At 70.6% G+C, this 25713-nt stretch carries 21 protein-coding genes; 13 read left to right on the forward strand and 8 right to left on the reverse strand.

Going from position 1 to position 25713, the window contains the following annotated elements; genetic code table 11:
• Positions 1 to 2 precede the first annotated feature (2 nt).
• Entirely contained in the window at positions 3 to 1721 is a 1719-nt protein-coding gene (locus ACX114_RS32895; RefSeq protein WP_459291195.1) for a dipeptidyl-peptidase 3 family protein, read from the reverse strand.
• 132 nt (positions 1722 to 1853) lie between these two features.
• On the opposite strand from ACX114_RS32895, the gene htpG reads away from it, so the two are divergent.
• Positions 1854 to 3809: a molecular chaperone HtpG gene (gene htpG, locus ACX114_RS32900; RefSeq protein WP_459291197.1), complete on the forward strand. Its 1956-nt coding sequence runs from the start codon at positions 1854 to 1856 to the stop codon at positions 3807 to 3809.
• A gap of 96 nt (positions 3810 to 3905) precedes the next feature.
• Here the strand turns inward: htpG and ACX114_RS32905 are convergent, their stop codons facing one another.
• The 4 genes from ACX114_RS32905 to ACX114_RS32920 all read right to left on the reverse strand — a co-directional run bounded on the left by ACX114_RS32905 (position 3906) and on the right by ACX114_RS32920 (position 9573).
• The gene (locus ACX114_RS32905; protein ID WP_459291199.1) at positions 3906 to 4940 is read right to left on the reverse strand and encodes a 2-dehydropantoate 2-reductase; all 1035 of its coding nucleotides are present in this window, start codon (positions 4938 to 4940) and stop codon (positions 3906 to 3908) included.
• A 24-nt stretch (positions 4941 to 4964) separates the two neighbouring features.
• The gene (locus ACX114_RS32910) at positions 4965 to 5618 is read right to left on the reverse strand and encodes a CPBP family intramembrane glutamic endopeptidase (RefSeq protein ID WP_459291201.1); all 654 of its coding nucleotides are present in this window, start codon (positions 5616 to 5618) and stop codon (positions 4965 to 4967) included.
• Positions 5619 to 5696: 78 nt separating this feature from the next.
• A complete protein-coding gene (locus ACX114_RS32915; protein WP_459291203.1) occupies positions 5697 to 8168 on the reverse strand; it encodes a S8 family peptidase in 2472 nt (823 codons plus the stop codon).
• A 154-nt stretch (positions 8169 to 8322) separates the two neighbouring features.
• On the reverse strand, positions 8323 to 9573 hold the full coding sequence (locus tag ACX114_RS32920) for an NAD(P)/FAD-dependent oxidoreductase (RefSeq protein WP_459291205.1): 1251 nt from the start codon (positions 9571 to 9573) through the stop codon (positions 8323 to 8325).
• 185 nt (positions 9574 to 9758) lie between these two features.
• On the opposite strand from ACX114_RS32920, the gene aroF reads away from it, so the two are divergent.
• The 8 genes from aroF (at position 9759) to ACX114_RS32960 (ending at position 16675) form a co-directional block, all read left to right on the forward strand.
• Positions 9759 to 10784: a 3-deoxy-7-phosphoheptulonate synthase gene (gene aroF / locus ACX114_RS32925; RefSeq protein WP_206788879.1), complete on the forward strand. Its 1026-nt coding sequence runs from the start codon at positions 9759 to 9761 to the stop codon at positions 10782 to 10784.
• 3 nt (positions 10785 to 10787) lie between these two features.
• Positions 10788 to 11804, forward strand: coding sequence for an anthranilate phosphoribosyltransferase (gene trpD, locus ACX114_RS32930; RefSeq protein ID WP_459291208.1), 1017 nt, complete (start codon positions 10788 to 10790; stop codon positions 11802 to 11804).
• Between the two features lie 208 nt (positions 11805 to 12012).
• Positions 12013 to 12831 (forward strand): indole-3-glycerol phosphate synthase TrpC, encoded by an 819-nt coding sequence (locus ACX114_RS32935; protein ID WP_459291210.1) that lies wholly within the window; start codon positions 12013 to 12015, stop codon positions 12829 to 12831.
• On the forward strand, positions 12828 to 13460 hold the full coding sequence (locus ACX114_RS32940) for a phosphoribosylanthranilate isomerase (protein WP_459291212.1): 633 nt from the start codon (positions 12828 to 12830) through the stop codon (positions 13458 to 13460). Before ACX114_RS32935 ends, ACX114_RS32940 begins: the two co-directional genes overlap by 4 nt.
• An 11-nt stretch (positions 13461 to 13471) precedes the next feature.
• Positions 13472 to 14677, forward strand: coding sequence for a tryptophan synthase subunit beta (gene trpB, locus ACX114_RS32945; RefSeq protein ID WP_459291214.1), 1206 nt, complete (start codon positions 13472 to 13474; stop codon positions 14675 to 14677).
• Positions 14674 to 15465, forward strand: coding sequence for a tryptophan synthase subunit alpha (trpA, locus tag ACX114_RS32950; protein WP_459291216.1), 792 nt, complete (start codon positions 14674 to 14676; stop codon positions 15463 to 15465). The genes trpB and trpA overlap by 4 nt, the downstream gene beginning before the upstream one ends.
• Positions 15466 to 15512: 47 nt before the next feature.
• Positions 15513 to 16064 (forward strand): GNAT family N-acetyltransferase, encoded by a 552-nt coding sequence (locus ACX114_RS32955; protein WP_459291218.1) that lies wholly within the window; start codon positions 15513 to 15515, stop codon positions 16062 to 16064.
• Between the two features lie 14 nt (positions 16065 to 16078).
• On the forward strand, positions 16079 to 16675 hold the full coding sequence (locus ACX114_RS32960) for a histidine phosphatase family protein (protein ID WP_459291220.1): 597 nt from the start codon (positions 16079 to 16081) through the stop codon (positions 16673 to 16675).
• Positions 16676 to 16682: 7 nt separating this feature from the next.
• Here the strand turns inward: ACX114_RS32960 and ACX114_RS32965 are convergent, their stop codons facing one another.
• From ACX114_RS32965 to ACX114_RS32975, 3 genes are all read right to left on the reverse strand, one after another.
• Complete coding sequence (locus tag ACX114_RS32965; protein ID WP_459291221.1) at positions 16683 to 17246, reverse strand: anthranilate synthase component II; 564 nt, start codon at positions 17244 to 17246, stop codon at positions 16683 to 16685.
• The gene (locus tag ACX114_RS32970) at positions 17243 to 18739 is read right to left on the reverse strand and encodes an anthranilate synthase component I family protein (protein WP_459291223.1); all 1497 of its coding nucleotides are present in this window, start codon (positions 18737 to 18739) and stop codon (positions 17243 to 17245) included. The genes ACX114_RS32965 and ACX114_RS32970 overlap by 4 nt, the downstream gene beginning before the upstream one ends.
• A gap of 72 nt (positions 18740 to 18811) precedes the next feature.
• A complete protein-coding gene (locus tag ACX114_RS32975; RefSeq protein WP_459291225.1) occupies positions 18812 to 19720 on the reverse strand; it encodes an SH3 domain-containing protein in 909 nt (302 codons plus the stop codon).
• 201 nt (positions 19721 to 19921) lie between these two features.
• Here ACX114_RS32975 and ACX114_RS32980 point away from each other — a divergent pair, with 201 nt between their 5' ends.
• From ACX114_RS32980 to pdeM, 4 genes are read left to right on the forward strand one after another with little or no spacing between them, the layout of a single operon-like run.
• The gene (locus ACX114_RS32980; protein WP_459291227.1) at positions 19922 to 20944 is read left to right on the forward strand and encodes a ligase-associated DNA damage response exonuclease; all 1023 of its coding nucleotides are present in this window, start codon (positions 19922 to 19924) and stop codon (positions 20942 to 20944) included.
• 3 nt (positions 20945 to 20947) lie between these two features.
• A complete protein-coding gene (locus ACX114_RS32985; RefSeq protein WP_459291228.1) occupies positions 20948 to 22546 on the forward strand; it encodes an ATP-dependent DNA ligase in 1599 nt (532 codons plus the stop codon).
• A complete protein-coding gene (locus ACX114_RS32990; protein WP_459291230.1) occupies positions 22533 to 25088 on the forward strand; it encodes a ligase-associated DNA damage response DEXH box helicase in 2556 nt (851 codons plus the stop codon). Before ACX114_RS32985 ends, ACX114_RS32990 begins: the two co-directional genes overlap by 14 nt.
• Positions 25058 to 25711, forward strand: a complete 654-nt coding sequence (gene pdeM / locus ACX114_RS32995) for a ligase-associated DNA damage response endonuclease PdeM (RefSeq protein WP_459291232.1) — start codon at positions 25058 to 25060, stop codon at positions 25709 to 25711. The genes ACX114_RS32990 and pdeM overlap by 31 nt, the downstream gene beginning before the upstream one ends.
• Positions 25712 to 25713 lie beyond the last annotated feature (2 nt).

Here is a 25713-nt window from a genome sequence, read left to right on the forward strand (position 1 = left end):
CGCTACTTCGCGGCGGGCGTGGACGGGGGGGCGCCGAAGTCCTTCACCAGCGAGTCGGCGGTGACGTAGCGCGGCTCGATGTCCACCGGCACGTTCTTCAGCTTCTCCAGCACCTTCTGCACGGAGGGGCGCACCACGCCCTGCTTCGCGAGCAGCGCCTCCGCGGCGGCGCGGTCACCCTGGGCCTGGAGCGTCATGAGCTGGTTCGTCAGCGACGTGACGGCCGCCTGCATCTTGTCCGGCACCACCTCGAACGTGCCGTCCGCGTTCACCTTCACCGCGCCGGTGTCCAGGAAGTGGTTGAGCTGGAGCGCGATGCCCTTGCCGTGCGCCTCGTCGATGCCGAAGCGGATGGAGCGGAACGCGGACGCGAGGAACGTCGTGTACATGGTCCGCTGCAGGTCCTTGTCCAGCGTGCCCTTGTCCACCAGCCGCTGGAGCGCCCACAGGCCGGAGATGTCCGCCTTGGCCTCTTCAATGGCGCTGGAGGCCGCCTGCAGCGCCTGACGCACCGTCGTCTGCTTCCCGGCCACGGTGACGTTGTGGGGCCCCAGGCCGTGCATCAGCTCGTGCATGAGGATGTGCGTGAAGAAGGCGTCGAAGGACACGTCCTTGCGGTCCTTCGCGGGCAGCGCCACCTTCGCGATGGGCACCAGCACGCGCTGGAACTTGGCCTCCTGGATGTTCTTCAGCATCACGCGCTTGGTGCCCTTCTCCGCCGCCACGCGCTCGTCGTTGGGCAGGTTGAAGGCCGCCGTCTGCACGCCCCGGTTGCCGTCACCGGACGAGTAGATGCTGTTGATGACGCGGATGGGGGCCAGTGCGCCCAGCTTCGGGTTGCGCAGGCCCTGCTCAATCGGGAGGTTGTTCTCCAGCTCCTGGAGCTCCGCGCTGAACTTCGCCAGCTTCTGCGTCTCCGCGTCGTCGCGCACGCCGATGAAGGCCTCGAACGCGGCCTTGTAATTGAACCAGCCGTCCTCGTAGACCTCGTAGGGCCCGATGGTGGGCTCCACGCTCGCGTCCAGCTCCATCCACGCGACCTCGCTCGCGTAGTAGTCGTTGGACAGGAACGCCGCCGCGCGCGTCTCCAGGAAGCGCTTCAGCGTGGGCTGCTGGGTGAGCGCCGCCGCCTCACGCAAGAGCTGCGCGGCCATGCCCAGCTCGCCCTGGTACTCCACGCTGTAGGGCACGCTCACGAACTTGCCGTCCGGCCCCTTGCGCAGCGTGGTGAAGAAGCCCGTGGCCTCGTGCTGCTTCGCCTCCGGCAGGCTCTTCACCCAGGCCTCTACCTCCGCCTTGGTGGCGCCGGCGGGATAGAAGTTGCCCTCGTCCGGCTTGGCCGGCACGCCGGGGATGAACGGCTTCGCCTCGTCCAGGCGGGACCAGGGGCCCTTGTTGAGCAGGAACGCGTGCAGCCGCTCCTTGCCCAGGGGCGTGGTGTCCTTCACCAGGTCCAGGAGCAGCGTCTGGTTCCCCGCCCACGCCTGGCCCAGGAAGAGCGGGTCCATGATGCGGGCGGCCTGGAGGATCTTCGCCAGGGCGCGCTTCTCCGCGTCCGGCAGCTTGGACACGTCCACCTTCACGTCCACGGGGGCGAAGCGCGCCGTCATCCGCTTCAGCGTCGGGGCGTCGGGCAGGCGGGCGGGGGCTTCCTGGGCGGGGGCGGCGCCCGACAGGAGCAGCGCGCCGAGCAAGGGCAGCAGGGTTCTGGACTTGGGCATGCCCCCTTCCCTACCCCAACCCGCCCCCGCCTCCCAGCAACCGGTGTGGGTGGATTCCCTCTTCTCGACAAGCCGGCGGGCATGGTTATGGGGAAGGGCATTGGCGCGTTCCGTCAGCGCCCGGAGGCCTTCATGTCCGCAGAGACCCACCCCCAGCGGGAAACCCATTCATTCCAGGCGGAGATCCAGCAGCTCCTGAGCCTGGTCATCAACTCGCTCTACAGCCACCAGGAGATCTTCCTGCGAGAGCTGGTGTCCAACGCGTCCGACGCGCTGGACAAGCTGCGCTTCCGCTCCATCACGGAGCCGGAGCTGCTCAAGGACGAGCCCGCGCTGGAGCTGCGCATCATCCCGGACGCCGACAAGGGGACCCTCACCATCGAGGACACCGGCATCGGCATGACGCATGACGAGCTGGTGAAGAACCTGGGCACCATCGCGCACTCCGGTTCGCGCGAGTTCCTCCAGGCGCTGGCGCAGAAGGGCAAGAACGACGTGCAGCTCATCGGCCAGTTCGGCGTGGGCTTCTACAGCGCGTACCTCGTCGCGGACCGCGTGGAGGTGGTGAGCCGCGCCGCCGGTGAGACGTCCGCGTGGAAGTGGACCTCGGAGGCGCACGGCACCTTCACGGTGGAGCCGGCGGAGAAGGCCACGCGCGGCACCGCCATCACGCTGCACCTGAAGGCGGACCAGAAGGAGTTCCTGGACGAGTGGAAGCTGAAGCAGCTCATCACCCAGTACTCGGACTACGTGGGCCACCCCATCAAGCTCCAGGTGACCAAGCACGTGGGCAGCGGTGACACGCAGGCCACGGAGACCGCGCTGGAGGTGGTGAACAAGGCCAGCGCCCTCTGGCAGCGTCCGAAGAGCGAAATCACGGACGAGCAGTACCAGGAGTTCTACAAGCACCTGACGCACGACTACGACAAGCCGCTGGCGTGGACGCACTTCAAGGCGGACGGCACGCAGCAGTTCACCGGCCTGCTCTTCGTGCCCAGGCACCCGCCGTTCGACATGAACTCGCAGCAGCAGCGCGGCGTGCGGCTGTTCGTCAAGCGCGTGTTCATCATGGACCGCTGCGAGGACCTGGTGCCGCAGTGGCTGCGCTTCGTGCGCGGCGTCATCGACTCGGACGACCTGCCGCTCAACGTGTCGCGTGAGATGTTGCAGGACTCGGCGGTGGTGCGCGCCATCCGCAAGCACGTGGTGAAGAAGTCGCTGGACCTCCTGGAGAAGCTGGCCAAGGACAAGCCGGACGACTACCGCGCGTTCTGGGAGTCCTTCGGCACGGTGCTGAAGGAGGGCCTGACGCTGGAGACGGAGTACCGCGAGAAGCTGGGCGCGCTGGTGCGCTACGAGTCCTCGCGTGAAGAGGGCCTCACGTCGCTGGCGGACTACGTGGGCCGCATGAAGGAGGGCCAGGAGGCCATCTATTACGTCTACGGCGAGAGCCGGAAGGCGGTGGCGGACAGCCCGCACCTGGAGGCGCTGAAGCAGCGCGGCTACGAGGTGCTCTTCATGACGGACCCGGTGGACGAGTGGGCCGCGCAGGGCCTGCGCGAGTTCCAGGGCAAGGCGCTGGTCTCCGCGCTCAACGCGGACCTGAAGCTCCAGTCCACGGAGGAGGAGAAGAAGGCGAAGGAGCAGCAGTCCGAAGGGCTCAAGGGCCTGACGGACAAGATGAAGGACGTGCTGAAGGAGGACGTGCGCGAGGTGCGCGTGTCGGACCGCCTCACGGACTCGCCGGTGTGCCTGGTGGTGTCGGAGGGTGGCACGCCGGCCTACCTGGAGCGCCTGCTCAAGGAGCGCGGCAAGGGGATGCCGCGCATCAAGCGCATCCTGGAGGTCAATCCCAAGCACCCGGTCATCGAGCACCTGCGCGGACTCCTCGCGAACGACCCGGCCGCTCCGCAGGTGGGCGAGTGGATTGAATTGCTCCACGACCAGGCGCTGCTCACGGAAGGAAGCCCGCTGAGCGACCCGAACCGCTTCGCCCGCCGCATGACGGCGCTGCTCACGCAGGTGGCCACCCAGATGCCGCCGCCCGCGGCCACCCCGGCGGCCCAGACGCAGGCGCAGTCCACCTGAGCCCATGAGGCCGGCGTGGCGGGAGCGATGAACCCGCCACGCCCCCGTGGATGAAGCTCCCGTGACCGCACGGTCCGTCACGCGCGGTCATGGACCTCACCCCCAGTTCTCGCGCTCCGCCTGCTTCAGGTCCGCGAGCAGCGCGTCCCCGGTCCACGCGCGGCGGTTCCCACTTTCCGCCTCGCGGATGAGCTCCACGAGCCGTGAGTTCACCGGCGCGGAGAGCTTGTGTTGATGGGCCAGCCGGACCACCTCGCCGTTGAGGTAGTCCACCTCCGTCTTGCGCCCCGCGTGCAGGTCGTCCCACATGGACGAGCGCGCCTTCGGGTCGATGGCCAGCATCTTCTTCGCCAGCACGCCGAACACCGCGTCGGGTGAGCCCAGCAGCGTGGGGATCCACCCCGGTGGCAGCGGCGTCAGCTTCGCGGGCTTCACTCCGGCGAGTTGCAGCACCGCCAGCGCCTCGCTCTGCGCCAATGCCAGGCACCGCCGCCACGCGCGCTGGGACAGCTCCTCCTTCAACGGCAGGTTCGCCAGTGCGTTGAGCGCGTTGTTCAGGTTGAACAACAGCTTCGCCCACTGGACCGCGACGATGTCCGCGTGCTGCTTCAGCGCCAGCCCCGCTCGGGTGAATGCATCCACGAACGGCGTGAGCACCGCGTGCCGCTCCACCTCCAGCGTGCCCTCCGACCCCGCGTGGAAGTGGCCCTGCCCCTGCGCCGCGACGTTGAAGGGCACCATGCCCGTGAGCACCGTGTGGCCGGGCAGAAGCCCCCGCAGCACCGCCGCGTTGTGCAGCCCGTTCTGGAAGCTGATGACGATGGCCCCGGGCTTGAGCCGCGGCGCGAGCGTCTGTCCCGCCTCCTCCGTCGCCGCGGACTTCACCGTGACGAGCACCAGGTCCGCCGTGGACAGCGCCTCTGGCCCCGTGTCGATGCGCACGTCCGCCGAGGGCACCTTCAGGTCCGCGCCCTGCCAGTCCGTCAGGTGCAGGCCGTGCGCACGCACCTCCGCCACGATTCGTTCGCGGCCGATGAAGCGCACCGTCGCGCCCGTCGCGGCGAGCCGCCCGCCCACGTAACAGCCGATGCTGCCCGCGCCGAAGACGACGATCTCAGGGGTCGAAGCCATGGGCGCGCATTGTGGCACGCGCGCTCACGTCGCGGGCCACACCACGACGATGAGCACGTCCCACAGGGCATGGCTTACCCAGGACGCGGCGGGCGTCCGGCGCCACTCGGCCAGCGCTCCCCAGGCGAGCGACGTGGGCAGCGCGGCCAGCGCCAGCAACGGCTCACCGAAGCCCAGCAGCACGACGCTCGACAGCACCGCCGACCCGGCGACCGCGCCCCACCGGCCCAGCCGGGGACGCAGCGCGCCCTGCACCCACCCTCGCCAGAACAGCTCCTCCGCCGGAACGAGCAGCAGCACCAGGGCCAGCGCGGTCCCCAGTGAGCCCGTACCGAACGTCGAGTAGACGGTTCGCAGCGGCCCGCAGAGCGCGTCGGTAAAGCCGCCACAGAACGCCCACAGGAAGGCCCTCGCGCCCGCGTACAGCACCACCGCCTGGGCGACACCCCACGCGGTATCCGGAAGCGACAAGGAGGGAGGCGGCCTGCGCCAGGGGCCCATCGCCCGCCACGTCACCGCGAGCCAGACGGCGCAGAAGACAGAGGCGACGGCGAAGAAGCGCGGCGGATGCACGTGCACCAGCGCCGTCCAGGCCAGCACGCCGCCAGCGGCCGCGACCCGCCAGAGTGGCAGGGCCGCGTCACCGGCCGACGGCGGTCCAACGGGAGAAGCAGTCATCGCGCGCGGCAGCGTACCCCGGCGCGATGGCCACCGGCGGGCTCGTTCATCCACCCGCCCGCCGGTGAAGGCGTCACGTCACGGCGTGAGGCACACGCCGTTGCCCGAGCCATCGTCGCCGCACACGTAACCGGAGCTGGTGCGGCACTCTCCCGCCACGCCCGGCGTGCACGACGCGAAGCAGAAGGCGCTGGTGCCGCTCGAGCTGCTGTAGCAGGCGGACCCCGCCGGGCAGCTCGACGTGAGGCAGTCCTGGGTGCAGTAGCCCCCCGGGAAGTACTGGCCCGTGGCACACTGCCCGTTGGTGCCGCAGTCACTGTTGCGGGTGCAGGCCTCGCCAATCTTCGAGTCGGACCCGTCGCCCTCGTCCGGGGACTGGTAGGGCACCAGGGTGAAGCTGATACCGCTCGTCGTCTTGCCCTTCGTCACCGTGACGGTCTCCACCTGGGTGGTGTCACGCCAGAAGCCCACGCGGTCGCCGTCGTCGAAGTAGTCCCCTTCGCCGGTGTCGTCGATGGACGCCAGCACCAGGTAGTCGCGCGGGGTCATCTTCAGGCTGTAGTTGTATCCACCGGTCGCGGGCACCAGGGCGATGCCGTCGTCATCGACCTGCACCTCGCCCGCCGCGTCCAGGTACGCGAACCCGATGAGCGCGTCCTTCGTCTCCGTGGCGCCCACGCGGAACTTCACCAGCACCTGCGCGGTGCCCGCGCCGGACGCGCCGGTCAGGTCGATCTGCGCCACGTAGCTGCCCGGCGCCAGCGAGCCCGGGTTGACGCTCACGTTCAGCGCCGTGGACTTGTAGGCGGGGACCGACAGCGAGCTACTGGAGACGGACACCGAGGAGGCGTTGGCGCCGGAGACGGTCACGCTCACCTGCAGGGTGCCACCGCCGTTGTTGCGCACCGTCAGCGCCTGCGACGACGCGCCGGTGAAGGACAACTGCGTGGTGGTGATGGCCAGCTTCGGAGGCAGCGACGTGTCACCGCCGCCCTTGGCGCGCAGCACGGCGGCGTACGCGTCCACCAGGCCCGCGCCGCAGCCCTCGGAGCACTGGCTGGTCGTGTCCGCGGTGGACTTCAGGATCTCCTCCACGTCCGACGACGTGAGCGTGGGATCCTGCGCCAGCATCAGCGCCACGATGCCCGCCACGTGCGGCGTGGCCATGCTGGTGCCCTGGTACCACTCATAGGAAGGCTGGTTGCTGCTGTTGGGCAGCGTGGACAGCACGCCGTCCGGGAAGCTGTCGCCGTTGCGGTCCTCGCTCGTCTGGCCGCCGGTGGCCATCACGTCCACCTGCGTGCCGAAGTTGGAGTAGCCGGCGCGCTTGCCGTTGAAGCGCGTCGCGCCCACGCAGATGACGTTCTGCTGGTTGCAGGGGAAGCTGCTGGAGGTGTTGACGTTCTCGTTGCCCGCGGCCACCACGATGATGGATCCGCGCGCGTTGGCCGCGTTGATGGCGTTCTGCATCTCCGTCGACGCCGAACCGTCACCGCCCAGGCTCATGTTGATGACCCGCGCGGGCGTGGTGTTCACCCGCACGCCGGGGACGTTGCCGCCGCTGGACCAGGTGACGCCCGCGATGATGTCCGCCAGCGAGCCGCCCTGCGTGCCCAGCACGCGCACCGGCAGGATGTTCCGGCCGGACCAGGTGACGCCCGCCACGCCCACGCCGTTGTTGGAGGACGCGCCAATGGTCCCCGCCACGTGCGTGCCGTGGAACGACGAGCCGCCGTTGGGCAGGTCCTTGCCATTGTCCGTCGGATCCGAGTCCACGCCATCGCCGTCGCCCGCGTTGGTGAGGCTGGAGATGAGGTCCATGCCCGGCAGCACGCGCGTGTTCAGGTCCGGATGCGACGTGATGCCGGTGTCCACCACCGCCACGACGATGGACTCGCTGCCCGTGCCCAGGTCCCAGGCCGCCGGCAGGTTCATGTTCTTGTAGTGCCACTGCCGCGAGTAGAGCGGATCATTCGGGACGGCCAGCGCCCGCACCCGCATGTTGCTCTCCGCGTTCTTCACGCCCTGCACGGCCTGCACCTGGGACAGCACGCGCACGTGCTCCGCCTGGGTGAGCGCGCGCACGGTGGGCGCGCCGCCGGACATCGCCTGCGGCTGGCTCACCTCGTAGCGCAGCAGGTGCTGCGTATCGCTCAGGAACGCCTGGTGCACGACGTGGTAGCCCGCGACGCGCGCCTGCGCGACGGCCTCCTCCGCGGACAGGCCCGGCGTGTCGAAGCGGATGATGATCTCTCCCGGCAGCAGCGACGCCTCGTGCGTCAGCGGCTTCGCCGGGATGCCCGTGCGCCACACGCCCCGCGCCGCCAGGGCCTTGGAGACCTTCTGGGACAGGTTCTTCGCGCCCGGCAGGGAGAAGAACGCGTCCAACGACGACCCGACATTCGCGGCGGCGGAGCCGGCCTGGAACGGCTGAAGAGAACCGGAAACGGTCCCCTTCGTCGTGTCGATGTCGTCGTCATCGTCGTCTTTGTTTTCGCCAGGGCAGGCCACGAGACCGAGCAATCCCAGGAGGGCAAGGCGGCGGAGCATGAACGGATTCCTTGGAAGAACGAGTGAGAGCGTCCGACCCTAGGTCCGCTGCGGGCAACGCGTCCAGCCGTCAGGAGCCCGGCTGGCCGGTCACCCTCCTCTCATCGCATGTTGTCTGGAAGGCAACGTGCTGCTTCGCGGGCAACAGGGAGGACTATCGCCCCAGGTCCTGCAACACCGCCTCCGCCGCGCGGCGCCCCGACGCGAGCGCACCGTCGATGGATGCGTTCTCACGGTGGTCTCCGCACACGTAGAGCCCCGCGGCCAGCCGCACGGGCCGGTGCGGCTCCACCAGCGCGGACGGAGGCTGCGCGGGCAGCGCCTCCGCGAGGGTGTACGTGCGCAGATGCCGCCACGCGGACACCGCCGCGCCGAACCACTCCGTGAGCTGCGCACGCACGCGCGCTTCCAACGAATCCGCGCCGCCCGCGTCGTCCACCACCGACACGGACACCAGCGCCTGGCCCTGGGGCGCGTACGCGGCGGACACCTCGCTCATCACCGCCACGTTGTTCACCGGTCCGCGCCCCTCACCATTGAGTACGAGCCACGGCCCCTCCACCGGTGGCTCCGGCGCCGCGAAGTACAGACACGTCACGCGGTTCATCCGGGGCGCGGGCATGCCCAGGAGCAGCGACGCCGCGCTGTTGGGGTCCGTCGCCACCACGACGGCGTCCGCGTGCAGCATCTCCCCACCCGGCAGGCGCACGCGGTGCCCCCACACGTCCTCCACCCGCACGCGCATCCGCAGCGCGCCCGAAGGCAGCTTCGCCGCCAGCTGCGCGGGGATGGCGCCCATCCCCTGCTCGGGGACGGCCGCGTACCCTGTCGCGAACATCCGGAACACGAACTCCAGCATCCGGCTGGACGTCGTCAGCCCCCGCTCCAGGAAGATGCCACCCAGGAAGGGCGTGAAAAACGCTTCGAGCATCTCCTCGGAGAAGCCCAGGTCGAGCAGGAAGTGCCGCGACTCCTGCTGGGGCCGCTGCCACAGGTCCCCCAGCTCACCGGACGTGGCGTGCTGCCGCAGCTCCAACACGCGCAGCTTGTCCGCCAGCCCACCCGGTGCGTCGAACAGATGTGACACCGCGGTGACGGGATGCCGCAGCGGGTCCGCCAGCGTGTGCAGCCGCCCACCCCGCCACACCTTCGCGCCGGGGATGAAGCGCTGGAGTGAGAGGGCCTTCAGGTCCAGCACCCGCCGCCCCTCCGGGTAGGCGGTGAGGTACACCTGGAAGCCCCGGTCCAGCAGGAACCCTTCGTGCGAGTCGGTGCGCACTCTGCCGCCCGGCGCGTCCCCTGCTTCCAGCACGTGCGCGTCCACGCGTGCCTCCAGCAGCGCCGTCGCGCACGCCAGGCCCGCGAGCCCCCCACCCACCACGATGACCCCAGGCCGCTTCGCCATGCTCCGCCTCCCGTGCGAGCGTGCGGACCCTGGCTTGATAACGCCAGGACGTGCAAGCAAGACTCTGGTTCGGTTGCGGGCATCCGACAGTTACGGCAAAGGTTGCCGTGTGCACGGTGCTCCAGGCACACCCACGTGAGCATCCGCTCACGTGCCCTTCGGAGAGAAAGAGCAGGAGTTCCCCCATGTTGATCGTGATGCGCCCAGACGCGACGGCCCAGGACATCGAGCGAGTGAACGATGAGATCCGCCGCCGTGGCTGGCATCCGCACGCGATACCTGGGGGCTCCCGCACCGCCATCGGCATCACCGGCAATCCCGGCGCGGTGGAGCCGGAGCCCTTCCGCGTGCTGCCCGGGGTCGCGGACGCGATCCCCATCTCCCAGCCGTTCAAGCTGGTCAGCCGCGAGGTGAAGCCGGACGACAGCCTGGTGCGCGTGGGTGACCTCACGCTCGGCGGCGCCGCCATCCACGTCATCGCGGGCCCCTGCTCCGTGGAGTCGCGCGAGCAGATCATCTCCACCGCGCAGGCCGTGAAGCAGGCGGGCGCCACCATGCTGCGCGGCGGCGCGTTCAAGCCGCGCACCAGCCCCTATGAGTTCCAGGGCCTCAAGGGTGACGGCCTGGCGCTGCTCGCGGAGGCGCGCAAGGAGACAGGCCTGCTGGTGACGACGGAGGTGAAGGACACGGCGACGCTGGCCGCCGTCGCGGAGCACACCGACATCCTCCAGGTGGGCGCGCGCAACATGCAGAACTTCAGCCTGCTGGAGGCGGTGGGTGAGACGCGCAAGCCCGTGCTGCTCAAGCGCGGCATCAGCGCGACCATCAAGGAACTGTTGATGGCGGCCGAGTACATCGTCGCGCGCGGCAACACCCAGGTCATCCTCTGCGAGCGGGGCATCCGCACGTTCGAGAACATGACGCGCAACACGCTGGATTTGAACGCGGTGCCCATGCTCAAGGCGCTCACGCACCTGCCGGTGTTCGTGGACCCGTCGCACGGCATCGGCGTGCGCAAGGCCGTCCCCGCGATGATGCGGGCCGCGGTCGCTGCGGGCGCGGACGGCCTCATCGTGGAGGTCCACCCGGATCCGCCGCGCGCCCGGTCGGACGGCTTCCAGTCGCTGGACTTCTCCGAGTTCGAGAAGGCCATGGGTGAAGTGCGGGCCATCGCCCAGGCGATGGGACGCGAAATGGTCAGGCTGGGATAGGCCATGACCCTCAAGGAAGCGCTGGGCAAGGTAGTGGGCCGGCGCGACCTCTCCCGCGAGGAGATGGCCTCCGTCATGGGCCAGATGCTCGCGGGCGAGGCATCCGCCGCGCAGGTCGGTGCGCTGGCGGCCGCGCTGCGCATGAAGGGAGAGACCGAGGACGAAATCCTCGGCGCGGCGGAGGCCATGCGGGCCTGCGCGGCGAAGATTGCTCCGTTGGCGGAGGTGGTGCTCGACACCTGCGGTACAGGGGGTGATGGAGCGCACACCTTCAACATCTCCACCGCGGTGGCCTTCGTGGCCGCCGGGGCGGGGGCGACGGTGGCCAAGCACGGCAACCGCGCGGTCTCCAGCCGCTGCGGCAGCGCGGACGTGCTGGCGGCGCTGGGCGTGTCCATGGAGCGGGCGCACGCGCAGGTGGCGCGCGACATCGACGAGCACGGGGTGGGCTTCCTCTTCGCGCCCTCGCACCACAGTGCCCTGAGGCACGTGGCGCAGGCGCGCAGGGACCTGGGCTTCCACAGCGTGTTCAACCTGTTGGGGCCGCTGACGAACCCCGCGGGCGCGCGCTACCAGTTGCTGGGCACGTTCGACCGGCAGCGCGTGGAGCAGACCGCGCGGGTGCTGGGGCGGCTGGGCAGCCGGCGCGCCTGGGTGGTGCACGGGCACGACGGGCTGGATGAGATTTCGCCGTGCGCGCCCACGGAGGTCGCGGAGCTGTGCGCGGACGGCACCGTGCGCCGCTTCACCGTGACGCCGGAGGACGCGGGCCTGACGACGGTGCCGCGCGAGTCCATCGCGGGAGGCGACGCGGAGGAGAACGCGAAGCGCCTGCGCGCGCTGCTCGCGGGAGAGCGCGACGGCGTGCGCACGGCGGTGCTGCTCAACACGGCCGCCGCGCTGCTCATCGTGGGGCTGGTGGACACCCTGAAGGAGGGCGTGAAGCGGGCCGAGCACGCCATCGACTCCGGGGCCGCCGAACGCAAGCTCGCGGCGCTCATCCAGAAGGCCGCGGCATGACGGCGCGCACCTCGGACCCAAAGCCCGTGGCACTCCTTCGCAAGCCAGGCGTCGTCGCCGCGCGGCGCACGGCGGGCGCTGCCACGCGAGGTGCCGGCATGACCTCTCTTGCCACGATGCATGCAGCGGCCACGCCCACGCGAGGCGTCAGAATGAACGCCATCGCAACGCGGCGCACGGCAGGCGCCACCACGCGAGGCATCCCGTCATGACGACGCCCTCTTCGGCCGCGAAGCCCGTGGAAGCACAGGGCACGCTGGACGTCATCATGGCGCGCAAGCGCCGGGAGCTGGGCACCCGCCCTCCTCCCACGCACGGCGCGCATCCCCCGACGCGAGACTTCGCCCAGGCGCTGGTGCGGCGTGTGCTCGGACATCCCGTCAACGTCATCGCGGAGGTGAAGCGCAAGAGCCCCTCGGGCGGCGCCTTCCCTCACGCGGACGTGGTCTCGGTGGCCCGCGCCTATGAAGCCGCGGGCGCCTGCGCCATCAGCGTGCTCACCGACGGGCCGGACTTCGGCGGCAGCCTGGAGGACCTGGTCGCGGTCCGGGCCGCCGTCTCCATCCCCGTGCTGCGCAAGGACTTCCTCGTCGCCGCCAGCGAGGTGGAGGAGAGCGCGGCCTGGGGCGCGGACGCGGTGCTGCTCATCGCGGACGCGCTCTCGGACGCGGAGCTCCGGGAGATGATCGCCACCGCGAAGCAGGTGCGCGTGGCCGCGCTCGTGGAGGCCCACACGGAGGCACACGCCGAACGCGCGCTCGCCGCGGGCGCGAACATCATCGGCCTCAACAACCGCAACCTCGCCACGCTGAAGACGGACACCGGCACGGCGCTCCGGGTGATGCCCGCGCTGCGCTCCCGGTCCACCGCCCTGGTCGCGGAGAGCGGCCTCAAGAGCCTGGCGGACCTCACCGCCGCGCGCGACGCGGGCGCCAACGCCGTGCTCGTGGGCGAATCCCTGTTGCGCGACGCGGACCCGGGCCGCGCCCTGCGCCGGCTGCTGGGCCTGGAAGGCGGCGGGACATGAACGTCCTGGTGAAGGTCTGCGGCGTGACGCGCGTCGCGGACGCGAAGGGCGTGTGGGCGGCGGGCGCGGACGCGATGGGGCTCAACTTCCATCCCGGCTCCCCCCGCTTCGTGGACCTGTCCACGGCGGCGGAGCTCGGACGCACGCGGCCCCCACTGGCCGCGATGGTGGGCGTGTTCGTCAACGCGAAGCCGGAAGACATCCGCGTGCGCGTGCGCGAGTGCGGCCTCACCGCCGTGCAGCTCCACGGCGACGAGCCCCCCGAGGCCTGCTCCGGCTACGGCGTGCCCGTCATCAAGGCGCTGCGCGTGCGCGGGCCAGACGACGTGGAGAAGGCCCGAAGCTACGTGGGCGTGGGCGACGTGGCGGGGCTGCTCCTGGACGGCGCGGCCCCGGGCTACGGCGGCGGCGGCGTCACCTTCGACTGGTCGCTGGTGAAGCAGCTGTCGGACTGCGGCCTGCCGGTGCTGGTGGCGGGCGGCCTCAAGCCCTCCAACGTGGCCGAGGCCGTGAGGGCCACCCGGCCCTACGGTGTGGACGTGGCCAGCGGAGTGGAGTCCTCCCCTGGCATCAAGGACCTGGACGCGGTGCGCGCCTTCGTGCGCACGGTCCGGTCCCTCAACCCCTGAGGAGTCGTGCCATGACGACGGACACTGCCGTGGGCCGCTTCGGCCGTTACGGCGGACGCTATGTGCCGGAGACCCTGGTCCCGGCGCTGCTGGAGCTGGAAGAGGCCTACGCGAAGGCGCAGCAGGACGCGTCCTTCGGTGAAGAGGTCACCCGCGTGCTGCGCGAGTACGTGGGCCGTCCCACCACGCTGACGCCCGCGCACCGCCTCACGGAAGCCTGGGGCGGAGCGCAGGTGTGGCTCAAGCGCGAGGACCTGGCGCACACGGGCGCGCACAAAATCAACAACACCGTGGGCCAGGTGCTGCTCGCCCGGCGCATGGGCAAGAAGCGCATCATCGCGGAGACGGGCGCGGGCCAGCACGGCGTGGCCACCGCCACCGCGTGCGCGCTCTTCGGCCTGCCCTGCGAGGTGTTCATGGGCGCGCTGGACGTGGAGCGCCAGGCGCTCAACGTCTTCCGCATGCGCGCGCTGGGCGCGGTGGTGCGGCCGGTGGAGTCGGGCTCGCGCACGCTCAAGGACGCGATGAACGAAGCCATGCGCGTCTGGGTGTCGCAGGTGCAGGACACCTACTACGTCATCGGCAGCGCGGCGGGCCCGCACCCCTACCCCACCATCGTGCGCGACTTCCAAGCCGTCATCGGCCGGGAGATTCGCGCCCAGACGCTGTCCACCATCGGCCGGCTGCCGGACGCCATCATCGCGTGCGTGGGCGGCGGCTCGAACGCCATCGGCGCGCTGCACCCCTTCATCCCGGACACGTCGGTGCGGCTCTTCGGCGTGGAGGCCGCGGGCCACGGCCTGGACTCCGGCCAGCACGGCGCGTCGCTGACGCTGGGCACGGAGGGCGTGCTGCACGGCTCGCGCTCGCTGGTGCTCCAGGACGAGAACGGCCAGATTCAAGAGGCGCACAGCATCTCCGCCGGCCTGGACTACCCGGGCGTGGGGCCGGAGCTGGCGCACCTGGCGAAGACGGGGCGCATGGAGGTGCGCACCGCGACGGACGACGACGCGCTCTCCGCCTTCTACGAGGTCGCGCGCACGGAGGGCATCCTCCCCGCGCTGGAGACGTCGCACGCGTTCGCGGCGGCGCGCGCGCTGGCCCGCGACCTGGGCAAGGGCAAGCACCTGGTCATCAACTGCTCGGGCCGGGGTGACAAGGACGTGGCGACCATCTCGGCGCGCGGCGTGCCGCCGGCCACGGGGGTGAAGTCATGAGCACGGAGCTGGGCAAGGCGTTCGCGAAGGCGAAGGCGCGCGGAGAAGGCGCGCTGGTGGCGTACGCGATGGCGGGCGACCCGGACCTGCCAAGGTCCGTGGACGTCTTCGCCGCCATGGTGGAGGGCGGCGCGGACGTGCTGGAGATTGGCGTGGCGTTCAGCGACCCCATCGCGGACGGCCCCGTCATCCAGGCCGCGTCGGAGCGGGCGCTGAAGGCCGGCGCCACCCTGCGCCGCGTGCTGGATGAAGTCGTCCCGGAGGTGCGCCGCCGCTGCCCGGAGACGCCGCTGGTCATCATGACCTACGTCAACGTGGTGATGGCCATGGGCGAGGAGCGCTACGCGAAGCTCGCGCGCGAGCGGGGCATCTCCGGCACCATCCTCCCGGACCTGCCGCCGGAGGAGAGCGCGGGCATCCGCGCCGCGTTCGACAAGGAGGGCGTGGACCTGGTGCCCCTGTGCGCGCCCACCACGCCGCCCGCGCGCGCGGAGGCCATCGCGAAGGATGCGCGGGGCTTCGTCTATTGCGTGTCCGTGGCGGGCGTCACCGGCATGCGCGCGGAGCTGCCGCCGGACCTGTCGCAGCGGCTGGACCTGGTGAAGCGCGCCGCGTCCGTGCCGGTGGTGGCGGGCTTCGGCATCTCCAACGCGGACACGGCCCGGCCGCTGGTGGCCCACGCGGACGGCGTCGTGGTGGGCAGCGCGCTGGTGAAGGCGGCCCACTCGGACGGCCCGGCCGCGGCGAAGCAGCTCTGCGCGGACATCAAGCGCGGCCTGAAGCGCTAAGGTCCCTCTCCACGCGCCGGCACGTCGCCGGCGCCAGGAGACCGGACATGCACACCCCACCCATCCTGGGGCCCACCCTCGAAACGCCGCGCCTCATCCTGCGCCCGCCCACGCTCCAGGACCTGGAAGGCTTCGTGGCGATGATGGCGGACGAGGAGACCGCGCGTTACATCGGCGGCCTCCAGCCGCGCTCCAACGTGTGGCGCGCCGTCTGCTCCATGGCGGGCTCCTGGGTGCTCCAGGGCTTCGCCATGTTCTCCGTGTTCGAGAAGTCCACCGGCAAGTGGGTGGGCCGGCTGGGGCCCTGGCAGCCCGCGGACTGGCCGGGCCCGGAGATCGGCTGGGGCCTGTCGCGCGACGCGTGGGGCAAGGGCTACGCGACGGAGGGCGCCGCGGCCACCATCGACTGGGCCTTCGACCACCTCGGGTGGACGGAGGTCATCCACTCCATCTCCCCTCCGAACGAGCCCTCGAAGCAGGTGGCCCGCCGGCTGGGCTCTCGCTTCCTGCGCATGGGCATGCTGCCGCCGCCCTACAACGACCACGAGGTGGAGATCTGGGGCCAGAGCCGTGAGGAGTGGCGGACACGCAAGCGGTAGGACAGATTGGCGCCATGAACACACGCGCCCCCCAGGTGGTCCTCGTCCGTCACGGTGAGACGGAGTGGAGCCGCAGCAGCCAGCACACCGGCCGCACGGACCTGCCGCTGTTGGAAGAGGGCCGCCAGATGGCGGAGCGGCTCCGAGCGCCCCTGAACAAGTGGCGCTTCGCCGCCGTGTGGACCAGCCCGCTGACGCGCGCGCTGGAGACGTGCGTGCTCGCGGGCTACGGCGACGTGGCCCAGAAGAAGAACGACCTGATGGAGGTCAACTACGGCGACTACGAGGGCCGCACCGGCGCGGACATCCGCACCACGCGCCCGGACTGGACGCTGTGGAAGGACGGCGTGCCCAACGGCGAGACGCTGGAGGAGGTGGGCGCCCGGGCCGACCGCATCATCACGGAGGCGCGCGCCCTCCAGGACGACGTGCTCCTCTTCTCGCACGGGCACATGCTGCGCATCCTCGCCTCGCGCTGGCTGGGCCTGCCCCCGGACGGAGGCAGGCTCTTCCACCTGGGCACGGCCTCCATCAGCGTGCTGGGCTCCGAGGCCGGCGGCAAGCAGCCGGTCCTCGTGAGCTGGAACGACACCACGCACCTGAAGGACTGACGGAGCGCTACAGCTTCCCCTCCAGGAAGTTGCGCACCAGCGACGGGCCCTCCGGCGTCAGCACGCTCTCCGGATGGAACTGCAAACCCACCACCGGCCGCGTGCGGTGCCGCAGCGCCATCACCAGGCCGTCCTGGCTCCACGCCGTGGCCTCCAGCTCCGCGGGCATGGACTCCGCCGCCACCACCAGCGAGTGGTAGCGCGCCGCCTGGAAGCCCTGCCGCACGCCGGTGAAGACGCCGGTGCCGTCATGCCGGATGTGCGCCGCCTTGCCATGCACGGGCTCCGGCGCGCGCACCACCTGCCCGCCGAACGCCGCGCCAATGGACTGGTGCCCCAGGCACACGCCCAGCACCGGCACGCGAGACTGGGAGATGGCCGCCACGCTCACCCCGGCCTCGTGCGGCGTGCACGGCCCCGGGGACACCACCAGGTGGGACGCGCCCGACGCCGCGATGCCCGCGACATCCAGCGCGTCGTTGCGCACCACCTTCACCTCCGCGCCCAGCGTGTAGAGCAACTGCACCAGGTTGAAGGTGAACGAGTCGTAGTTGTCGATGACGAGGATCACCGCCCACCTCCTTCGCGAGCCAGGCGCAGCGCGGCGGCCATGGCGCCCGCCTTCGCCTCCGTCTCGTCCGCTTCCTTCATGGGGTCCGAGTCCGCCACCAACCCCGCGCCGGCGGTCCACATCGTGCGGTCGCCATCCACGAAGAAGGTGCGCAGCGCGATGGCCACGTCCAGCGTGCCGCAGAAGGACAGGTAGCCCACCGCGCCGGCATAGGGCCCGCGCCGCATGGGCTCCAGCTCGTCGATGATCTGCATCGCGCGGATCTTCGGCGCGCCCGACACGGTGCCCGCGGGGAAGGTGCTCGCCAGCGCGTCCAGCGCGTCGAAGCGCGTGGTGTCCAGCTTGCCGCGCACCTGGGACACGATGTGCATCACGTGGCTGTAGCGCTCGATGATCATCAGGTCCTCGATGCGCACCGTGCCCGGCGCGGCCACGCGGCCCACGTCGTTGCGCCCCAGGTCCACCAGCATGATGTGCTCGGCGCGCTCCTTCTCGTCCGCGAGCAGCTCCTTCTCCAGCGCCTGATCCTCGGCCTCGGAGCCGCCCCGGCGGCGCGTGCCCGCGATGGGCCGCACCACCACGTCCCCATCGCGCACCTGCACCAGCAGCTCCGGCGACGCACCCACCAGCGCGCGGGCCTCGCCCAGGTCCACCAGGAACAGGTACGGCGACGGGTTCACCCGCCTGAGCGCCCGGTAGAGCGACAGCGGAGGGATGGCGCCCTTCGCCTCGAACCTGCGCGCGAGCACCGCCTGGAAGCAGTCACCGGCGCGCACGTACTCCTTCACCTTGTCCACCGCCCGGGCGTAGCCCTCGCGGTCCCAGCACGCGACGGGGGCGGGCGCGTTCTTCTGCGCGGGGACGGCGGCATAGGCCTCCTGCGGCAGCGGCCGGCGCAGCTTCTCCGCCATGGCCTCCGCGCGCGCTTCCGCGTCCCTCAGCGCCGCCGCGACGCTGCCGTGCAGCGCGGGCCGCGCGATGGCGATGGCCTTGAGCGTCTGGGTGCGCGTGTCGTGGGTGACGAAGTCCTCCGCGATGAGCCACTCGGAGTCCGGGAAGCCCGTGTCGCGCGGGTGGCGGTCCGGCACGCTCGGCTCGAACCACGACGTGGCGTTGTAGCCCAGGTAGCCCACGAGCCCGCCCAGGAAGGGCGCCTCGCCCGGCAGCGTCGCCACGGACAGCTCTCGCCACAGCGTCCGCAGCACGTCCAGCGGCCGGCCCTCGCGGCGCTCCTCATGCGAGCCACGCCACAACGTGAGCCCGTCCCGGTCCAGCCGCACGCGGCCCGCCGGGTTCACGCCCACGTGGCTGTAGCGCCCGAAGCGCTCGCCGCCGTAGCACGACTCGAGGATGAAGCCGCGGCTTCCACCGCCCAGCTTCAGGTATGCCGACAGCGGTGTATCCAGGTCCGCCGGCAACTCCACCGACACCGGCACCGCCTGACCTGCTTCCGCGCGCTGCCGGTAGGCTGCCTTCCGCTCCTGCGCATCCATGGTCGATTGCCCTGACCCCCTCTTCCTTCACCCGGAGGGGCTCCCGGGTGCCCGGCCTTCCGGGCCCTGCACCTACGGCTTCTTCACCTTCGTGAACACGCCGTCATTCCACTGATAGACCTCGCGCTCCGTAACCTTCCGCGTCTTGCCTTCTTCCTCTTCCTCCTCGGTCTTTCGCGTCACCACGGCCTGCTTCGCGGCCGCCTGGAAGGCCACCTTGAAGGTGCTGAAGTTCGGCGCGTCCGCCAGCCCGGACGCCTCCAGCGCGTTCTTCGCCTTGCCGAGCACGCCCTTCGCCTTCTTCCCGTCCGGCTGCGTGTAGCTCACGTACGTGGTGATGAAGTCCCCGCTGCGCTCTGGCGTGGACTCCAGCTCCAGCAGCGCCACGCCCGCCTTCTTCGCGGGAACCAGGCGCATCTTCACCGGGCCGCCATGGCCTTCACCGTAGGCCGTGGAGGCCACCTGCACGTCCACGCTGCTCACGCGCCGGGGCGGCTTCACGTTCGGCTCCAGCACGCGCACGCGCGCATTGAACTCGTTGCTCATCACCACCGTGGCCACTTCCAGCTCACCGTCCCCGTCCAGGTCGGCCTCGATGCGGAACGGCGTGAGCGTGTTGCCGAACACCCAGCCCGTGACGGGCGCGCTCCCCGCGGGCGCCTTCGCGTCCACCACCGTCACCTGGTACCAATTGTTGACGTACTCACCGACCTTCACGCGGGTCCCCGCCTTCACCACCTTCACGGGCGTGCCCAGCATCAACGTCTGGACCACGGCCGCATCCGCCGCCGCGCTCGCGCGCAGGTTCCCCTCGTCCACGCCCAGGTAGACCGTCTGCCCCGCTTCGAAAGCGGTGAACTCGAAACGCTCGGGGGCCGGCGTGGCGCCCTCCTCCGCCAGCGGCGCGCTGTATTCGAGCACTGTCTCGGAGCCGGGTTCTTGCGTCAGGAAGAGGGACAGGAGGAGCGCGGACGGCGTCATCGCCAAGAGGTCCGAGGTGGAGGGTTTCCGGGTTTATCCCCTGTCCACGCCCACCATCCAAGGGGCCCTCCGGTCCCTGGCTTCGTCGTTTGGAGCGCAAGCAAGGGCAGGACGGACGCCCGCCCCCTTGTCAGCGGAGCGCGCTGGAGGGTCCGGCCGTGGGTGGCCCCTGTTCCAAGGCCTCGTTACCTCTAAAGGACCGTGGCCACCGCGACCCACCAGGAACGAACGCCGCTGGTTTCCGTGACGCCGCTGGGCCTGTATTGCCAGGCGGGGAACTTCTACATCGACCCCTGGCGTCCGGTGGAGCGGGCGCTCGTCACGCACGCGCATGGCGACCACGCCCGGAGCGGGAGCAAACGCTACCTGGGGGCAGCTCCCGGACGAGGCCTGTTGCAGCGCCGCCTGGGAGCGGACGCGGTCATCGACACGCTGGAGTACGGCGAGAGGCTGAAGGTGGGTGACACCACCGTGAGCTTCCACCCCGCGGGCCACGTGCTGGGCAGCGCGCAGATCCGCGTGGAGCACCGGGGCGAGGTGTGGATCATCTCCGGCGACTACAAGCGCACGCCGGACCCCACGTGCGCGCCCTTCGAAGTGGTGCGCTGTCACACCTTCATCACGGAGGCGACGTTCGGCCTGCCCATCTACCGCTGGGATGACACGGGCCTCGTGGCCCAGGACATCCTGCGCTGGTGGGACGCGAACCGCGAGGCGGGCCGCTCCGCAGTGCTCTTCTGCTACGCGCTGGGCAAGGCGCAGCGCCTGTTGGCGGAGTTGGGAAAGCTCACGGACCGGCCGGCCTACGTGCACGGCGCGGTGAACGGGCTCGTCACCGCGTACCGCGAGGCAGGCATCGCGATGCTGCCCACGCAGATGGTGTCGGAGACGGAGAAGGGCACGTCCTTCGCGGGCGCGCTGGTGCTGGCACCTCCGAGCGCGGCCGGCTCCACGTGGATGCGCCGCTTCGGTGAAGCGGAGACGGGCTTCGCGTCGGGGTGGATGCGCGTGCGCGGCAACCGCCGCCGCCGTGGCTACGACCGGGGCTTCGTGCTCTCCGACCACGCGGACTGGCCGGACCTCTTGCGCACGGTGGCCGACACGCAGGCGGAGAAGGTGCTCGTCACGCACGGCTACACCGACCCCTTGTCGCACTACCTGCGGGAGCGGGGCGTGGATGCCTCGCCGCTCGCCACGCCCTTCGAGGGCGAAGCGGAGGACTGACGCGTGCGAGCCCTGGCCGACCTCTACGACACGCTCGACCAGACGACCTCCACCAACGCGAAGGTGGAGGCGATGGCGCGCTACTTCCGGACGACACCGCCGGAGGACGCCGCCTGGGGGCTGTTCTTCCTCACGGGTCAGAAGCTCAAGCGACTGCTCACGTCGAAGCTGCTGGTGGGCTGGACGCAGGAGCTCACGGGCATCCCGGACTGGCTCTTCGACGAGGTCTACGCGTCGGTGGGAGACCTGGCGGAGGTGATTGCCCTGCTGCTCGACGGAGCGAACCTCCCGCCCGAGCACGCCGAGGAGCTTCCCCTCTCACGCTGGCTGGAGGAACGCCTGCTGCCCCTGCGCGGCCTGGACGCGGCGGAGCAGCGCGAGCGGGTGGTGGGCTGGTGGAAGTCCATGCCCCGCCGCGAGCTCTTCCTCCTCAACAAGATGCTCACAGGCGAGTTGCGCGTGGGCGTGTCCAACACGCTGGTGGTGCGAGCCATCGCGCAGGTCACCGGCCTGCCGCCGCCCAGTGTGGCGCACCGGCTGATGGGCACATGGACGCCGACGAAGGCGTTCTTCGAACAGCTCGTGGCGCCGGACGTCTCGGACGGCCACGTGTCACGCCCATATCCCTATTACCTCGCGTCGCCGCTGGAGCAGCCGGCGGAGTCACTGGGCGAATTGAGCGACTGGCTCGTCGAGTGGAAGTGGGACGGCATCCGGGGCCAGCTCATCCGCCGCCAGGGCGACGTGTTCCTCTGGAGCCGGGGTGAGGAGCTGATCACCGAACGCTTCCCCGAAATCACCGAGGCCGCCCGGGCCCTGCCCGAAGGCACGGTGCTCGACGGCGAGGTGATGGCCTACGAGGACGGAGTCCCCCTGCCCTTCGCCCGGCTCCAGCGCCGCATTGGCAGACAGAAGCTTACGCCCAAGGTGCTGGCGGAGGCCCCCGCGGCGTTCGTCGTCTACGACCTGCTGGAGCAGGACGGGAAGGATGTGCGCGAGCTGCCCCTGCGCGAGCGCCGCGCGAGGCTGGAGGCCCTGCTCAAGGACCACCCGCGCTTCCCCATCTCCCCCACGGTGACGGCCGATTCGTGGGAGGCATTGGCGGAGCTGCGAAAGGAGTCCCGCGCGCGCAACGTCGAGGGCCTGATGATCAAGCGCCTGGACTCGGTGTACCAGACGGGGCGCAAGCGTGGCGATTGGTGGAAGTGGAAGATCGACCCGTACACCGTGGACGCGGTGCTGCTCTACGCGCATCCAGGCCATGGCCGGCGCTCGTCGCTCTACACGGACTACACCTTCGCGGTGTGGAACGGCGAGGACCTGCTCCCGGTGACGAAGGCCTACTCGGGCCTCACCGACGAGGAGATCGGCCGGCTCGACCGGTGGATCCGCGCGCACACGCGGGAGAAGTTCGGCCCGGTGCGCTCGGTGGATCCGGAGCAGGTGTTCGAGCTGCACTTCGAAGCCATCGCCCCGTCGCCGCGCCACAAGTCGGGCATCGCCCTGCGCTTCCCACGCATCGCCCGCTGGCGCGCGGACAAGACCGCGAGGGACGCGGACACGCTCGATTCACTGAAGGGGCTGCTGCATGCAGCCCACTAGGCCCCGCCGCAATCGCATGCGCGGCAAGCACGCGCCGGAGAAGCAGGCCGAGAAGCCCGTACGAACCCGAGCGAAGAAGCCCGCGCCCAGGTCCCCGTCTCCCTACAAGGGCGCGCCGCTGGAGCAACTCCGCCAGTGGTTCGCCTCGAAGGGATGGACGCCCTATGCCTTCCAGGAAGAAGCCTGGGCCGCCTACGCGCGAGGAGACAGCGGTCTCATCCATGTGCCCACCGGCGCGGGAAAGACATACGCGGCATACATCGGCCCGCTGGCGGACGTAGCGGAGCGCAACCAGAAGGGCCTCCAGATCCTCTACCTCACGCCCCTGCGAGCCGTGTCGCGCGACGTGGAGCAGGCCCTGCGCGAACCGCTGATGGCCTTGGACGCGGACCTGGAGGTGGAGAGCCGCACGGGCGACACGTCCTCCTCCGTGCGCCAGCGTCAGCGCGAACGCCTGCCCCAGGTCCTCATCACCACGCCAGAGTCCCTGTCACTCCTCCTGACACAGGAGCAGGCCGCGGAGAACTTCGCCTCACTGCGCGCCGTCATCGTGGACGAGTGGCACGAGCTCCTCGCCTCCAAGCGAGGCACCCAGGTGGAGCTGGCCCTGGCCCGCCTGCGCCACTTCGCACCGGGCCTGCGCATCTGGGCGCTGTCCGCCACGCTCGCCAACCTGGATGAGGCCGCGCGCACCGTCGTGGGCACGGACCGAAAGCCCACGCTGGTGAGCGCGGACCTACAACGCCCGGTGGACGTGGAGACGCTGCTGCCAGAGGAGGTGGACACCTTCCCGTGGGCCGGGCACCTGGGCTTCTCCATGTTGCCGCGCGTGGCGGACTGGTTGGATCCCACGCAGTCCACGCTCCTCTTCACCAACACCCGCTCCCAAGCGGAGCGCTGGTTCGAAGGCCTGCGCTTCCTGCGCCCGGAATGGGAACACCTGCTCGCGCTGCATCACGGGTCCATCGACCGCGAGGAGCGCGAGCGCGTGGAGGGAGGACTCAAGGACGGAAGCCTGCGCCTCGTCGTGTGTACGTCTTCACTCGACCTGGGCGTGGACTTCGGCCCGGTGGAGCGGGTCATCCAGATAGGAAGTCCCAAGGGCATCGGCCGCACGCTCCAGCGCGCGGGCCGCAGCGCGCACCGTCCCGGCGCCACGTGCCGCATCCTCTTCGTCCCCACGCACGCGCTCGAACTGGTGGAGATGGCCGCGGCCCGAGACGCCATCGCGCAGCGCGAGGTGGAGCCGCGCACGCCGCTGTCCAAGCCGCTCGACGTGCTGGCCCAGCACCTGGTGACGTGCGCGCTGGGAGGAGGCTTCACCCGCGAAGCCCTGCGCGACGAGGTCCGAACCGCCACGAGCTACGCGTCCCTCACCGACGAGGAGTTCGACTGGGCCCTCACCCTGGTGCGCGAGGGAGGCCCCACGCTGCGCGCCTACCCGGAGTTCCGCCGCGTGGTGGAGGTGGACGGCCGCTTCCGCGTGCCCGACGCGCGACTCGCCCGGCTGCACCGGCTCAACATCGGCACCATCACGTCGGACGCGTCCGTGCAGCTGCGCTACTGGAGCGGCGGCACCCTGGGCACGGTGGAGGAGTCCTACGTCAGCCGCCTGAAGCCCGGAGACACCTTCCTCTTCGCGGGCCGCCGGCTGGAGTTCAGCCGCTTCAAGGACATGACGGCGTACGTGAAGCCCGCGAAGGCCAAGGCCACCCAGACGCCGCGCTGGGGCGGCAGCCGCCTGCCCCTGTCCACGTCCCTCGCGTCCGCGATGCGCCGCACGCTGGAGTCCGCGCGCCAGGGCGACGTCACCCGCGACGAGGTCGCCGCCGCCTGGCCCATCCTCGACGCGCAGGCCCGCCTGTCGCGCATCCCCGGCGACGGCCGCTGTCTCGCGGAGACCTGCCGCACGCGGGACGGCTACCACCTCTTCATGTATCCCTTTGAAGGAAGGCTCGTGCACGAAGGGCTGGCGGCGCTGCTCGCCCTGCGCCTCACGCGTCTACAGAAGGCCACCTTCAGCCTGTCCGTGAACGACTACGGCCTGGAGCTGCTCACCTCCACGCCCTTCCCCTTCGATGAAGCGCTGCGCCCGGCCCTCTTCACCCGCGAGCACCTGGTGGAGGACATCCTGGAGAGCGTGAACCTGAGCGAGCTCGCGCGCCGGCAGTTTCGCGACATCGCCCGCGTGGCCGGACTGGTGATGCCAGGCCTGCCCGGAGCGCGCAAATCCACCCGCCAGGTCCAGGCCAGCGCCGCGCTCCTCTATGACGTCTTCGTGAAGTACGACCCGGACAACCTCCTCCTGCGCCAGGCGCGCCGCGAGGTGCTGGAGCATCAGTTCGAACAAGGCCGGCTCACGCGCACCCTGGAGCGGCTGGAGGCGCACCCCGTCGAGATCGTCCACGTCCACCGGCCCTCGCCGCTGGGCTTCCCGCTCGTCGTCGAGCGCATCAGCGCCAGCGTGTCCAACGAATCCCTGCTGGAGCGCGTGCAGCGCCTCAAGGAGCGATGGTCCCAGGCCGATGCCAGACCCGCGTAGCGGACGCGGACGTGGAGCTGCTCCCGGAACGGGCCTTGCACTGGCCCCAGGCCGGCGTGCTCGCGGTGGCCGACCTGCATTGGGGCAAGACCGAGTCCTTCCAGCAGCACGGCATCCCGCTCCCCCTGGGGGTCCTGGATGACGACCTCGCCCGCCTCTCCTCCGCCCTCACCGCCACCGGCGCCCGGCGCCTCCTCCTGGTGGGGGACCTGGTGCACTCGCGCCAGGGGCTCACCGCGGACGTCATCAGCCGCGTGAATACCTGGCGCGAAGCCCATGCTTCACTAGAAGTCGTGCTGATACGCGGCAACCATGACCGCCATGTGCGGACCCTTCCGCCCTCCTGGAGGATGGAGGACCGCGCGGAGGTATTAGACGAAGGCCCGTTCCGCTTCGCCCACCACCCGGAGCCGGCCGCCGGGCGCTATGTCTGGGCCGGCCACCTGCACCCCATGGTGCGGCTGTCGGGCGGGGCGGACCGGCTGCGGCTGCCCTGCTTCCACCTGGGTCCTGGCGTGGGCGTCCTGCCCGCGTTCAGCGCCTTCACGGGCGGTATGGACATGCGGCGGGGCAAGAAGGACCGCGTGTACGCCGTCGCCGGCACCGCGGTGGTGGAGGTCTAGCG

It is taken from the genome of Corallococcus sp. M7 (assembly GCF_054512695.1).

Excerpts from the sequence above, each read along its gene's own strand:
- ACX114_RS32895 (WP_459291195.1), bottom strand. The coding sequence starts at position 1,721 with ATGCCCAAGTCCAGAACCCTGCTGCCCTTGCTCGGCGCGCTGCTCCTG.
- ACX114_RS32910 (WP_459291201.1), bottom strand. The coding sequence starts at position 5,618 with ATGACTGCTTCTCCCGTTGGACCGCCGTCGGCCGGTGACGCGGCCCTG.
- ACX114_RS32975 (WP_459291225.1), bottom strand. The coding sequence starts at position 19,720 with ATGACGCCGTCCGCGCTCCTCCTGTCCCTCTTCCTGACGCAAGAACCC.
- ACX114_RS32935 (WP_459291210.1), top strand. The coding sequence starts at position 12,013 with ATGACGACGCCCTCTTCGGCCGCGAAGCCCGTGGAAGCACAGGGCACG.
- aroF (WP_206788879.1), top strand. The coding sequence starts at position 9,759 with ATGTTGATCGTGATGCGCCCAGACGCGACGGCCCAGGACATCGAGCGA.
- pdeM (WP_459291232.1), top strand. The coding sequence starts at position 25,058 with ATGGTCCCAGGCCGATGCCAGACCCGCGTAGCGGACGCGGACGTGGAG.
- ACX114_RS32970 (WP_459291223.1), bottom strand. The coding sequence starts at position 18,739 with ATGGATGCGCAGGAGCGGAAGGCAGCCTACCGGCAGCGCGCGGAAGCA.
- htpG (WP_459291197.1), top strand. The coding sequence starts at position 1,854 with ATGTCCGCAGAGACCCACCCCCAGCGGGAAACCCATTCATTCCAGGCG.
- ACX114_RS32940 (WP_459291212.1), top strand. The coding sequence starts at position 12,828 with ATGAACGTCCTGGTGAAGGTCTGCGGCGTGACGCGCGTCGCGGACGCG.
- ACX114_RS32955 (WP_459291218.1), top strand. The coding sequence starts at position 15,513 with ATGCACACCCCACCCATCCTGGGGCCCACCCTCGAAACGCCGCGCCTC.
- ACX114_RS32915 (WP_459291203.1), bottom strand. The coding sequence starts at position 8,168 with ATGCTCCGCCGCCTTGCCCTCCTGGGATTGCTCGGTCTCGTGGCCTGC.
- ACX114_RS32905 (WP_459291199.1), bottom strand. The coding sequence starts at position 4,940 with ATGGCTTCGACCCCTGAGATCGTCGTCTTCGGCGCGGGCAGCATCGGC.
- ACX114_RS32960 (WP_459291220.1), top strand. The coding sequence starts at position 16,079 with ATGAACACACGCGCCCCCCAGGTGGTCCTCGTCCGTCACGGTGAGACG.
- trpB (WP_459291214.1), top strand. The coding sequence starts at position 13,472 with ATGACGACGGACACTGCCGTGGGCCGCTTCGGCCGTTACGGCGGACGC.
- ACX114_RS32920 (WP_459291205.1), bottom strand. The coding sequence starts at position 9,573 with ATGGCGAAGCGGCCTGGGGTCATCGTGGTGGGTGGGGGGCTCGCGGGC.
- trpD (WP_459291208.1), top strand. The coding sequence starts at position 10,788 with ATGACCCTCAAGGAAGCGCTGGGCAAGGTAGTGGGCCGGCGCGACCTC.
- ACX114_RS32990 (WP_459291230.1), top strand. The coding sequence starts at position 22,533 with ATGCAGCCCACTAGGCCCCGCCGCAATCGCATGCGCGGCAAGCACGCG.
- trpA (WP_459291216.1), top strand. The coding sequence starts at position 14,674 with ATGAGCACGGAGCTGGGCAAGGCGTTCGCGAAGGCGAAGGCGCGCGGA.